Raw genomic sequence first — 12,432 nt, forward strand, 5'->3', positions numbered from 1 at the left:
TAAATTAGCGGGCATACTGCTTAACCATGTTGGAAACTATTTGCGCCGTTTCGTCCGGAAAATTAACCGGTATTACTTCGCCCTTGTTCACCCATTCGCTTAAAGCGCCGGTAAATTGCTGATCGATGGCATTTACCACCGGCACACCCATTTTGGAGGCAGCCAAGGCGTTACACTGTTGTTCAAACTGCCCGCGCATGGGTATCATCATTACCTTTTTTTGCAGATATAAGGCTTCGGCAGGCCCCTCAAAACCACCGCCGGTAAGCAAACCCTCGCACGAGGCAAGGCTTTTGTTAAAGGCCTCGTTATTTACCGGGAATATCTGCACGTTTCCTTCACGCAGCGGCTGTTTCTGGCGCTTGGAGAATACGTGCCACTCCACATCTTTTACCTGGCTTAAATATTTAAGCAAAGTTTTATCCTGGTAAGCAGGCAAATATACCGAGTAATGCCCCAGGTTACTGGTTTCCATCGCCCGTATCTCGCTGCGGATAACCGGGGTATGAATAAAATCATCGTAACGCTCAAAATGAAAACCAACATGATGGGTAGTTGGCGAGTAATATTTAAAAAGCCATTCGGCATAATTCCATTTTGGCGGCCGGGGTGTATTTTTGGAGATGAACGAGCATTGGTGGCTTAATGATACCGAGGGCAGCTTTTGCACCTTACAGGCCCAGGCGCTTACCGGCTCAAAATCATTAACTATCAAGTCATACTTATTCATGGGCAACTGGTGTATATCTCGCCACAGTTGCTTCAGGTTCATGGTTTTAAACGTCGCCCATTTATCTACCCCACCCTTTTTCCCAAAAATAAAGCTGAACCCATGAAAGCGGTATTGCAGCGGCTGCGAAAGGCTCACTTCGGCTTCAGTTCCGCTTACCAGCAGGTCAACCTCACCATGTTGCTGTAAAAGAGGTACTATCTCTCGTGCACGGCTGATGTGCCCGTTACCTGTTCCCTGTATTGCATAAAGTATTTTCATAGTAATGCCGGGGTTAAGGTAACAAACAAATCGGTGCTTAGCAATTAGTGTTGCTCTTGTCTGAATTTTTCTAATAATACGTTCACATCCAATCGTTGCGAAAGGTCCTCATTGTCAGTTTCATCTTCGGTGGTAAGTTCGTCGGTAAAATCTTCGGGGCGGTACCTGAAAATGGTCCACTCGCCCTGGCTGTACTCTAAAGCGGTAAGGCTCTCCACCCAATCGCCCGAGTTGAGGTACAATACAGAGCCTGTGCCCTCGGTTGAATTTACGCGCCTGATCTCTGCATGGTGGATATGCCCGCAGATCACGTAATCATATTTTTTATCAACGGCCAGGTCGGCAGCAGTTTGTTCAAAGTGGTTGATAAACTTTACCGCATCCTTAAACTTAGCTTTCACCTTTTGCGAAAAGCTCATTTTAGGCCTGCCTATTATTTTTAGAAACCAGTTAGTAAGGCTGTTCAGTAATATCAGCGAATCGTAGCCGATAGCGCCCAGCTTGGCCAGCCATTTGGAGTGCTGCATGGTAACATCAAACACATCACCATGAAATATCCAGGCTTTTTTGCCATCCACATCCAGCACTATTTTGTTGAGCAACTGGAACGCGCCCAAGTCAAAATCAGCAAATTTGCGCAACATTTCATCATGATTGCCTGTAAGGTAATATACAGGCACCCCCTCGGTAACAAACTTCAGGATGCGGCGCACCACCTTCATGTGCGCCTCGGGCCAGTATGATTTACTGAACTGCCATATATCAATAATATCACCGTTTAAAACCAGTGCCTTGGGTTTAATGCTTTTTAAATATTTAAGCAACTCCTTGGCATGGCAGCCATAAGTGCCTAGGTGCACATCAGATATTACAGCTATGTCAACTTCGCGTTTTGCCATTGATCAAACTAAGGAGAAAAATAGTTTTATACCGGTATATACTTATACGCCGGTTTATAAAAAAGGATGCGGCGGTTATTCGTTGTCCTCATCCTCAGTAACACTCAACTCGTACGGACTGAGATAAAAGATGCCGGTAAGCCCAAGCAGCGCGATCACAATCAGGTAAGCAATTTCAAAATTCATGACGAATAAATTTTTACAAATATCAGCAAATCAATATTATCTGATTATTAAGACTGGGTTAAAGCAAATAAGTTAACCGTGATTTCGGATTTATTTTATCCACATTATGAGGTTGTTAACAGTTTATATCTATTGAGATATGCAACCAAACAATTTCGACTTGTCATTTCGAAGCGTTAGCGAGAAATCTGCACGCGTTCATAGTCAGTCGATAGATTTCTCCTTCGTCGAAATGACATTTTTTTTCAAAGTCCTCCCTCCGGGTAGGATTTAGGTGGGGTCTACAACAACTCCACCAACTCTTTCAAACTATTGATCTGTTGGGGTACATCGGCCGGCTTTTCGGCGTGGTTGGGATTAAAGTAGATGGCATCCATGCCGTAGGCCAATGCGCCGCGCACATCGGCCTCAATGCTGTCGCCTACCATAAGGCAGCTATGTTTGGTACAGCCTGCCAGGTTCACGGCATGTTCAAATATGGCCTTATCGGGTTTATTAACTCCGACAATTTCGGAGATGATGATATTTTGAAAATACCCGGCAATATTGGTACCGGCGGTTTTTAGCTCGGTAGATTCCTTAAAGCCGTTAGTTATCAGGTGCAGGCAGTATTTTGATTGCAGGTATTGCAGCGTTTCGTGCGCATGCGGAAAAAGGTTGGTTTTTGTTGGGCAAAGCTGCACATAATCATCCTCAAATGATGGCGGCATCACTTCAGGATCAACGCCCAGATCAGTAAACGTTTTTTTAAAGCGAGTTTCGCGCAGTTGCTGTTTACTTATTTTACCGGTATGATAATCGGCCCAAAGCTGGTGATTGTTGCGGGTATAAGTTTCAATAAACAGATCGGCGGCGGGTAAGCCCCGGTCGTTTAACTTATGGGTAATGTACAGCTCTTGCAGGGTTTCTTCGGCATTACGGTCAAAATCCCAAATGGTGTGGTCAAGGTCAAAAAATATATGCTGGTATGTTTTTGCACTGCCGTTATTCTCCGAAACGATGTTATCCATGTATAAGCTGTATTTGCCGCGAATTTAATTTGTTAAGCAAACAAGCGTTGCCCCATTTTGTGTGATTACACCTTTACATTACCCGTACGTTTTAGCGTACCCCAACCGCTCAGCTCGCCTTTTAAGGCTTTACGTACCGATTTAAACAGCACATAATACATTAACTGCCGCCACATAAAACGCTGCGGTATAATATAGATCAGCTTACGGTAATCCTCCCGCTCCATGCGGAAAGCGATGATGGACACCACAAAATCAACCAGTAAAAATACCCCATAATAAGTCAGCAGGCGCTCGGGCTTAGGTTCAAACAGGGCCAGTATCATCATCAGGTCCGCCAAGGGTGAAAACAGCGGTAATATGATCTGGAACAGCAAGATGTTCGGCATACCTACCATCCCGAAAAAACGATATTTTTTGTTGAACAGCGCGTCGCGGTTTTTCCAGAAGCTTTGCATCACCCCAAAACTCCAACGAAAGCGCTGTTTAAGCAGCATCTTCACCGTTTCGGGCGCTTCGGTATAGGCAATAGCATCGCCGCAGTTGCGGATTACGTAACCCAGCTTTAATATACGCATGGTAAGGTCGCAATCCTCTGCCAGGGTATCTGAAGTGAAGCCACCCGCTTCGCTGATCGCCTCCTTGCGGAAAGCCCCAATAGCACCTGGCACAACGGTTATACTGTTGATGAGGTCAAACGCCCGGCGATCCATGTTTTGGGCGGTTATATACTCAATTGATTGCCAAAGGGTGATCATATTGGTTTCGTTGCCTACCTTCACGGTACCGGCCACCGCGCCTATCTCTTCATCAGTAAAGCAAGCCATCAGGTGGTATATGGCATCGCTTTTTAATTGCGTATCGGCATCAATACAAACCACATAATCACTTTCGGTATGGTTAATGGCATAATTAAGCGCCGAGGCTTTACCGCCATTGGGTTTGGTAAATATTTTAACCGCCACGTTATTGCCAAATGCTTCGTTTACCACCTGGTAGGTACGGTCGGTTGAGCCGTCATCAACAAAAATGATATTAAAGCGTGGGTATTCCAGCCTGAGCAGGCTATTAATGGTATTAGTAACGGTTACTTCCTCGTTATAAGCCGGCACAATAATGCTCACCAAAGGCAGGTCGGCCTCGTTTATGGCGGCCTGTCGGTTTTTATTTTCAAAAAATTGCCGTACCGCTAAAATACCGATCAGCACTATGCGCCCTATGGCCAAAAATATAGCCGACAGAAATACATAGAACAAAAACCAGTTACCATAAAAATACCCGGCTACAACGGCATCATACAACGGCCCGGTAATACCGCTGTTCACATCATCCTTAACCACCGGCATCAGGTCATCACGGGTTTTGCCAATTACATCGGCAATGGTAGTAAACTCATACCCCTGCCGTTTCAATTCTTTAATAATCCGCGGCAATGCCTGTACTGTAGCCTCGCGTGTATCGCCCCCGGCATCGTGCAATAAAATCATGGAGCCTTTGGGCGCGTAGCGAATGGTACGCGCGTAAATACTGTCGGCAGTTACACCCGGATACCAGTCCCACGGGTCGATGGATTCGCCAATGTTGATATAGCTCTGCCTGCGGCTTTCGGCAACGGGTATTACCTCGGCAATGGTTTGCGGCTCGGCATCCGCGTTAAACGGTGGCCTGAACAGGATGGTACTGCGCCCGGTAACAGACTCGATAAGCTTACGCGTGGCGTTCAGCTCCAGGTTTACCCGCTGTAAGCTTACTTTTGAAATATCAGGATGCAGGTAAGTATGGTTTCCTATCTCATAGCCTTCATCATGTATCCGCTTGAGCAGCGGGATGTTTTTTTCAGCCATTGAACCGACTACAAAAAAAGCGGCAGGCACTTTTTCGCGCTTTAAAATATCGAGGATGCGGGGCGTATAGTCCGGGTCGGGCCCATCATCAAAGGTAAGCACTACCTTGCCTGGCTTGTAACCGTACCGGCGTATCACATATTTGGTAGGCAGGGTTACGTATTGCTGCCTGGTAATGGTATAACTGGTGGTATCCATCTTCAGGCGTATTTCGCCCGCGTGCGGGGTGGTGATCAGGTCGAGCACCTCGCCATCGCCAATGTAATCTATCTTATCATTCAAACCAACGGATGAGAGCAGGCGGTTATCAAACCCGGTTTTCCGTAATGAATCAAGCGCAAGGTTTTTTGAGATGAAATTCCAAAGACGCGGGTCCTCATAACTTAAACGCCATAGCGCTACGCCGGCCGTACCCCAGTCATCTGCCATCCGGATGATATTAAAATTAGCGGCGGCATCTGCAAAATAAACGGTATGCTTCAGGCTGTCTAACCCCAGGTAGGTATAATGCAGGTTAGCTGATGCAGGATCGAACGTAATACGGGCGCTGTTTTCTTTGGCCACACTTATAGCCTGCTGGTAACTTACCGGCGAGCCCACGCTGTTCTCGGGCCAGTCAAACCCGCCACCGGGGAAGGTAAGTATCACCTTTTCGCTGGGTACGCGCGCGCAAACATCGTCAATCAGTTCCTCCACCCATTGCTGGTGCGATACATCACCCGCGTTGCTTGATTCATTGTGCTGGTCAATGGCCATAACAAACAGGTAATCGTTAACATGCTGCAATTCTTCCAGCTTGTAATTTTCATCGCCAGCTATAACGTTTTGGGTTAACAATAAACCTTGTGCGTGCAAAGCCGCGTAGAGCTCTGTTTGCAGCGCGCGAAAGTTGCGGCTGTTGATATTAATGTCGTACACATCAAGGTTCAATCCCCTGAACTTATATTTTTTTAGCTGCGCGATCAGGTCGCTGATAAAGGTTGCGCGCAACTGTTTATCGCTGATGATATGCTCCAGTGTTTTGGTATCATACCCGCCATGCTGATTGTCGTAATTAACATAGTTTGACAAGCTGACCACTACCGGTTTTTTATATTTTTTATTAAGATTGATGAGCCCGGTATCTATTGACGCGTTAACCACACCGGCACCCGGTTTGATGAAAAAACCTTCACTTACCACCATATCCAGCTTGGGCAGGCTTTCGGCTAAGGAGTTATAGGCCTGTGGTTCCCAGGCACGGTAAAACGCGGCATTAATGCGGCGTTTGTTATTGGGATGCTTTAATTGCTGTTGCTTGCGGGCCTGCTGCAGTTTCTGGATCTGCTTCTTCTGGATCTTAAAATCGCGGTACTTGGTTGAGCGTTTTAACTGCTCCAACTGCTGGGCGCTGAGTTTTTTGGGCGATGGGTTAAGGTTGGGCAGGTGAGGGTAAGTTTTATCGGTAACGGTAACTGCGGCGGCAATAATACCGCAAATGAGCACCAGTATAAATACACGGCTAACCCATTTAAAGCGTTTCCATCTGCCAGGCGAATCGGCCTGAAAAACCTGCTTTTGTGACATGAAATACTATAGCAAAAAATTAGGGTAATAAAGGGCTATTTATGTTTATCAGGCTGTATGTTGCTAAAATCAACGCCGCATTTACAATTGGTACCGCAGCCTTTTTTTGCAAACAGGCTTTTATACATATTGCGGCCCAGGTAAACTGCCGCGGCTACAAATAATATAACAACAATAACAACCTGAATATTCATTGGCACAAACTTACAAATTATATAATTGAAACGAATATACCGGCTGCATGATATAACCTTTAAAATGATTTACAAGATAATGACAATGTGGCGATTATCTTTTTATTAGTCTTACAAAGCCTTTATTACACTCAGCAAGCATAACTATAACCAGCTACCCGCTGCTTTTAGCTGATAATTACGCTGTTAATAAATTCATAATGTATACATCCTTTGAAAATGCCATAAATTAACATTACCTTTGCGCCAAATTTTAGAGCCGCATTTACATGCAAAAAATAAGAAACATAGCTATTATAGCACACGTTGACCACGGTAAAACCACATTGGTTGACAAAATTCTGCACAGTTGCGAAATTTTTCGCGATGGACAGGAAACAGGCGAATTGATATTGGATAATAATGACCTGGAACGCGAGCGTGGTATAACCATCGTATCAAAAAACGTTTCGGTAATTTATAAAGATGTTAAGATCAACATTATTGATACCCCTGGTCACGCCGATTTTGGCGGTGAGGTTGAACGTGTATTAAAAATGGCTGATGGCGTATTGCTGCTTTGTGATGCCTTTGAGGGCGCCATGCCGCAAACACGCTTTGTTACCCAAAAAGCTTTGGCGTTAGGCTTAAAGCCAATTGTGGTAGTAAACAAAGTTGATAAAGAGAACTGCCGCCCTGAAGAGGTTTACGAGCAGATATTTGAATTGTTTTTTAACCTTGACGCTACTGAAGAGCAACTGGATTTCCCGGTTGTTTACGGTTCATCAAAACAAGGCTGGATGAGCACCGACTGGAAAAAACCTACAGAGGACATTTTCCCGTTGATGGATGCTATCCTTGAAAATATTCCGCCTGCGCCTATCAGCGAAGGTACCCTGCAAATGCAGATCACCTCGTTAGATTATTCGTCTTTCGTAGGCCGTATCGCTATAGGCCGTGTGGCACGTGGTACTATCAAAGAAAACATGCCGGTATCATTGGTTAAACGCGATGGCACCATCCAAAAATCAAGGATAAAAGAACTTTATACTTTTGAAGGTTTAGGCAAAGTAAAAACCACCCAGGTAAGCTCAGGCGATATTTGCGCGGTTGTAGGTATTGATGGCTTTGATATTGGCGATACCATTGCCGATTTTGAAAAACCGGAACAACTGGAAGTTATCAAAATTGACGAGCCGACCATGAACATGCTGTTCACCATTAACACATCACCGTTTTTTGGTAAAGAGGGCAAATTTGTAACATCACGCCACCTGCGCGACCGTTTATTTAAAGAAATGGAAAAAAACCTGGCGTTAAAAGTTGTTGAAACCGAATCGCCGGATTCATACCTGGTTTATGGCCGTGGTATTCTCCATTTATCAGTTTTAATTGAAACCATGCGCCGCGAGGGTTATGAGTTACAGGTAGGCCAGCCGCAGGTTATTGTTAAGGTAATTGACGGTGTTAAGTGCGAGCCGATGGAAACCCTGATTGTTGACGTACCTGGTGACGTTGCCGGTAAGGTAATTGAGCTGGTTACCCAGCGTAAAGGCGACCTACTGGTTATGGAGCCAAAAGGCGATCTGCAGCATTTGGAGTTTGACATCCCATCACGTGGTATTATCGGGTTACGTAATAACGTACTTACCGCTACCGCGGGCGAGGCTATCATGGCTCACCGCTTTAAGGCTTACGAGCCATGGAAAGGCACTATCCCCGGCCGTTTAAATGGTGTATTGATATCAATGGACAGCGGTAAAACTACGGCCTTCGCTATTGACAAACTGCAAGACCGTGGCCGTTTCTTTATCGATCCGGGTGTGGATATTTATGAAGGCCAAATATTAGGCGAACACATACGTGATAACGATTTGGTGATCAACCTTACCAAAGGCAAGCAGTTAACCAACATGCGCGCATCAGGTAGCGATACCAACGTACGTATAGCACCGGCCATCAAATTCTCTCTTGAAGAATCAATGGAATATATCCAGGCTGATGAATACATTGAGGTTACACCGCAAAGCATCCGTTTACGCAAAATTTACTTAACTGAAAACGAGCGTAAGGTTAACGGTAAAAGATTCCAGTCGTAATAGAATTCAATAATAGAATGGAATGGCTTCTCATAACTGAGAGGCCATTTTTATTTTATTGGAATTTCCTGTTAAACACTTTCTATTCTACCGTGGTAAATATTGTTATAAAAATAAACTGTAACTAATTAATGATATATTTGGGCAGAAATACTTTATCACATAATAATAATGAAGCCCCTTTTCACAATTTTAGCATCTCTGCTTTTTTTATCAAGCATCAGCGCATGCCAATCCACTTATTTAGAGCCCGAAGGTGAACCGGCTGATACAACCAAAATTCCTGTAGACACGATTGACCTCACGTTAGACAGCTTGAAAACCGGCCTGATCGCTTTTTATCCGTTTGACGGAAATGCGCATGACCTATCAGGCAACGAGCACTATGGCTATATATATAACATAACTGATGCTGAAAACCGGTTTAACAAACAGGCCGCAGCTTATGAGTTTAATGGATACAGCGCCTGCATTAAAGTAAATGATGCGGAAGACCTGCGCCTTTTTAATACCAGCTTTACTGTTAATTACTGGATATATGTTGACGCGTACAATACATCACACGGATCGGCCATTTTACATAAAAGAGGCTCAGGTTCACAAAACGGCTGGCATTTATCATTTTCGGGCGCAGAGGCTCAACATACAAGTGTTGGCAAGGTAGGCAGGCCATCCTATGGTGTTTCTGCCGGTGATGACCCATTCGCCGTAGGTAATAAATACCTGCAAAAAGGCATTTGGTATATGATCACTTCTGTATACAACCTTGATGAGCAAACATACTCAACTTACATTAACGGAAAGTTGGATGCAATTGAGGGTGGCATACCAACTCCTAATCCGCTAACCGATGCGCCAATGTTCATCGGCCGCGATAGTATTTTCCCTAATGACGGTACTGAACCCTATTATTTTATGGGCAGGCTTGACGACATCAGGATATATAACCGCATTATAAGCGATACCGAGATGCGAAAACTTTTTGTTTTAACCGAAGCCCAGTCAGCCAAAGTTTCAAAGCAATAACAAGCGCGGGCGATTATTATTTTTCCCGAATAGCCTAACAAAAGTTAAATTAGCCAGATGAAAGGGAATGATAGATTAAATCCTACTATATTTCATACGCGCTATGTGCATCTAACACATCTGCGGGATGCAACAATAAAAGTAATAAACCAGCTAACAGCCCATAGCCCCAACAAGCTATTGGTTGATTTTGGCTGCGGCGATATGCCCTACCGCTCGGTTATTGAACCCAAGGTAGGCAAGTATTTAGGGGTTGACCTGGAAATGAACCCTAAAGCCGAGCACCACATCGACTTTGACAGCAAAACCACCCTGCCTGATAATTATGCCGACATTGTATTATCAAACCAGGTATTAGAGCATGTTGACTCGCCTGCCGGTTATTTGCAGGAAGCCTTGCGCATACTAAAACCCGGTGGCACGCTTATACTTACAACACATGGCTACTGGTTTTACCACCCCACCCCTAATGATTACTGGCGCTGGACAAGTGCCGGGTTACGTAAAACGGTAGAAAAAGAAGGTTTTATCATCTCCTCTTTTCACGGCATTATGGGATTGGCGGCCAGCGGCTTACAGTTATTGCAGGATGCTATAGCGATAAAAATGCCTAAATTCATGATCCCGCCGTTTGCTTTGGTAATGCAGGGCATGATCAGTTTATTCAACAAAATAAACTCACAAAGCCAGCGCGACAGGGATGCATCATTATACGTTGTTATTGCTACAAAGCCGGGTATAAGCAATGAGTGAGTTTAACTTATGTATTATAAAACCCAATAACAACGCTTTTTCTGAAACCTTTATTGAGGAGCATATAAAGCGTTTGCCCGGCAATAAAAAAGTATTGTGGGGCGGGGCTTTCCCGGTGTATGATGATGAAGGTAATTTTATCATTAAATCAAAATGGAAGCTTTTATTATACCTGGTACAAAAGCGGATATTTAAAAAATTATCTATCGGCATAGCCAACCAATGTTTAGCCGATTATTTCAACCGGAATAAAATTGATGTAGTATTTGCCGAATATGGCATGGTTGGCGCTATGGTTACTGATGCATGTAAAACAGCCGGCATTCCGCTGGTAATACATTACCATGGCGCTGATGTGCACCATACCGGTACGGTAAAAAGATATTACGCTCAATATCAAAAAGCGTTTAATTATGCAAGTGCTTTTATAGCCGTATCCGGCGATATGGTGGAGGCCTTAAAACAACTGGGGGCACCCGCTGCTAAAATCACACAGGCTTCCTGTGGGGTAGATCCGCAGGCTTTTCCGCAAATTGATATATCATCCAACGGAAAAAACTTTATTTCGATAGGCCGCTTTGTTGAGAAAAAATCACCTTTATCGGTTGTAAAAGCCTTTAAAACAGTAGCCGAAAAACACCGGGATGCCGTATTAAACATGGTTGGCAATGGCCCCTTGTTTGATGAAACGGCCGCTTTTATAAATGATTCCGGTTTGCAGGATCAGGTAATATTAAAAGGCGTTTTAAAGCCCGACGAAATAAAAGCCTTACTAAAACAAAGCCGCTGTTTTGTGCAGCACTCGGTTACCGCCGCCGATGGTGATAAGGAAGGCACACCGGTATCGGTTTTAGAGGCGGGCTCATCAGGCCTGGCTATAGTAAGTACCCTGCATGCCGGTATTAAGGAAGCGGTAGTGAATGGCAAAACCGGCTACCTGGTACCCGAACATGATATAGAGGGAATGGCCAATTACATGCTGCTGATTGCAGAGGATGTTAAATTAGCCGCCGAAATTGGCAATGCGGCCGCAACACATATCAGAAACAATTATAATATTCAAAAACAGATATCAATATTGACCGGTATTTTAAATGCCGTTATAAAAAATAACTAAAATGATAAAAAAAGCACTTGTAAAATTTATACAGAAATTTGGGTACGATATTGTAAAGCCTGACAAGCGGCTTGTTGTAGATGGCTTACCTGCTGATTTTGATAAGGACACGGTTGAAACCTACAAAAAAGTAAAAACCTATACCCTTACTACACCCGAACGCATAGCGGCACTGTGCAACGCTATAAAATATATTATCAATAATAATATTGAGGGTGATATTGTAGAGTGTGGCGTGTGGCGCGGCGGAAGCTCAATGGCAGCGATAGATACCCTGATAAAAAACCACGATCTTACCAGGGACATTTACTTGTTTGATACGTTTGAGGGAATGTCGTCTCCTACGGATAACGACAAGGTTATATCCGGAACATCAGCACAGGAACTGATGCAGACTTCTGAGAAAAGTGACCCCACCTCTGTTTGGTGCTATTCAACTATTGAAGAGGTACAACAAAATGTAAACAGCCTCAACTATCCGGCCCAAAAAATTCATTACGTAAAAGGCATGGTTGAAGATACTATACCGGCAACGCTTCCGGGCAAAATTGCTGTTTTAAGGCTCGATACCGATTTTTATGAATCTACCAGGCATGAGCTGCACCATTTATATCCGCTGCTTGTACCGGGCGGCGTTATTATAATTGATGATTACGGCCACTGGGAAGGCGCACGCAAAGCGGTTGATGAATACATCGCCCAAAATAAACTGCCGCTTTTATTAAACCGGATAGATTATACCGGCCGTATCGGGATCAAGCTGTAGTA

Annotated in this window: 10 protein-coding genes; 5 read left to right on the forward strand and 5 right to left on the reverse strand. The window is 44.3% G+C overall.

The features are described 5' to 3' along the window. Window positions 1-4: 4 nt before the first annotated feature. The 5 genes from AC3WJC_RS14355 to AC3WJC_RS14375 form a co-directional block, all read right to left on the reverse strand. Complete coding sequence (locus tag AC3WJC_RS14355) at window positions 5-991, reverse strand: glycosyltransferase family protein (protein ID WP_492399794.1); 987 nt, start codon at window positions 989-991, stop codon at window positions 5-7. Window positions 992-1,035: 44 nt separating this feature from the next. After that, window positions 1,036-1,890, reverse strand: a complete 855-nt coding sequence (locus AC3WJC_RS14360) for a UDP-2,3-diacylglucosamine diphosphatase (protein ID WP_492399795.1) — start codon at window positions 1,888-1,890, stop codon at window positions 1,036-1,038. 467 nt (window positions 1,891-2,357) lie between these two features. Continuing rightward, window positions 2,358-3,086, reverse strand: a complete 729-nt coding sequence (locus AC3WJC_RS14365; protein ID WP_492399796.1) for a YjjG family noncanonical pyrimidine nucleotidase — start codon at window positions 3,084-3,086, stop codon at window positions 2,358-2,360. 65 nt (window positions 3,087-3,151) lie between these two features. Continuing rightward, a complete protein-coding gene (locus AC3WJC_RS14370) occupies window positions 3,152-6,496 on the reverse strand; it encodes a trifunctional glycoside hydrolase family 18/polysaccharide deacetylase/glycosyltransferase family 2 protein (RefSeq protein WP_492399797.1) in 3,345 nt (1,114 codons plus the stop codon). Window positions 6,497-6,531: 35 nt separating this feature from the next. Then, window positions 6,532-6,690, reverse strand: a complete 159-nt coding sequence (locus AC3WJC_RS14375; RefSeq protein ID WP_492399798.1) for a FeoB-associated Cys-rich membrane protein — start codon at window positions 6,688-6,690, stop codon at window positions 6,532-6,534. Window positions 6,691-6,959: 269 nt separating this feature from the next. Between AC3WJC_RS14375 and typA the strand changes: the two genes are divergently transcribed. The 5 genes from typA to AC3WJC_RS14400 all read left to right on the forward strand — a co-directional run bounded on the left by typA (window position 6,960) and on the right by AC3WJC_RS14400 (window position 12,430). Continuing rightward, window positions 6,960-8,768, forward strand: coding sequence for a translational GTPase TypA (gene typA / locus AC3WJC_RS14380; RefSeq protein ID WP_492399799.1), 1,809 nt, complete (start codon window positions 6,960-6,962; stop codon window positions 8,766-8,768). Between the two features lie 171 nt (window positions 8,769-8,939). Then, complete coding sequence (locus AC3WJC_RS14385; RefSeq protein WP_492399800.1) at window positions 8,940-9,794, forward strand: LamG domain-containing protein; 855 nt, start codon at window positions 8,940-8,942, stop codon at window positions 9,792-9,794. Window positions 9,795-9,851: 57 nt separating this feature from the next. Beyond that, window positions 9,852-10,547 carry a class I SAM-dependent methyltransferase gene (locus AC3WJC_RS14390; RefSeq protein ID WP_492399801.1) on the forward strand — a complete coding sequence of 232 codons (696 nt, stop codon included), beginning with the start codon at window positions 9,852-9,854 and terminating at the stop codon, window positions 10,545-10,547. Next, window positions 10,540-11,664: a glycosyltransferase gene (locus AC3WJC_RS14395; protein ID WP_492399802.1), complete on the forward strand. Its 1,125-nt coding sequence runs from the start codon at window positions 10,540-10,542 to the stop codon at window positions 11,662-11,664. Before AC3WJC_RS14390 ends, AC3WJC_RS14395 begins: the two co-directional genes overlap by 8 nt. Before the next feature lies 1 nt (window position 11,665). Beyond that, complete coding sequence (locus AC3WJC_RS14400; RefSeq protein ID WP_492399803.1) at window positions 11,666-12,430, forward strand: TylF/MycF/NovP-related O-methyltransferase; 765 nt, start codon at window positions 11,666-11,668, stop codon at window positions 12,428-12,430. Window positions 12,431-12,432: the final 2 nt, after the last annotated feature.

The organism is Mucilaginibacter sp. FW306-07-L (assembly GCF_058782065.1).

Excerpts from the sequence above, each read along its gene's own strand:
- AC3WJC_RS14370 (WP_492399797.1), bottom strand. The coding sequence starts at position 6,496 with ATGTCACAAAAGCAGGTTTTTCAGGCCGATTCGCCTGGCAGATGGAAA.
- AC3WJC_RS14355 (WP_492399794.1), bottom strand. The coding sequence starts at position 991 with ATGAAAATACTTTATGCAATACAGGGAACAGGTAACGGGCACATCAGC.
- AC3WJC_RS14365 (WP_492399796.1), bottom strand. The coding sequence starts at position 3,086 with ATGGATAACATCGTTTCGGAGAATAACGGCAGTGCAAAAACATACCAG.
- AC3WJC_RS14395 (WP_492399802.1), top strand. The coding sequence starts at position 10,540 with ATGAGTGAGTTTAACTTATGTATTATAAAACCCAATAACAACGCTTTT.
- AC3WJC_RS14400 (WP_492399803.1), top strand. The coding sequence starts at position 11,666 with ATGATAAAAAAAGCACTTGTAAAATTTATACAGAAATTTGGGTACGAT.
- AC3WJC_RS14375 (WP_492399798.1), bottom strand. The coding sequence starts at position 6,690 with ATGAATATTCAGGTTGTTATTGTTGTTATATTATTTGTAGCCGCGGCA.
- AC3WJC_RS14385 (WP_492399800.1), top strand. The coding sequence starts at position 8,940 with ATGAAGCCCCTTTTCACAATTTTAGCATCTCTGCTTTTTTTATCAAGC.
- AC3WJC_RS14390 (WP_492399801.1), top strand. The coding sequence starts at position 9,852 with ATGAAAGGGAATGATAGATTAAATCCTACTATATTTCATACGCGCTAT.
- typA (WP_492399799.1), top strand. The coding sequence starts at position 6,960 with ATGCAAAAAATAAGAAACATAGCTATTATAGCACACGTTGACCACGGT.
- AC3WJC_RS14360 (WP_492399795.1), bottom strand. The coding sequence starts at position 1,890 with ATGGCAAAACGCGAAGTTGACATAGCTGTAATATCTGATGTGCACCTA.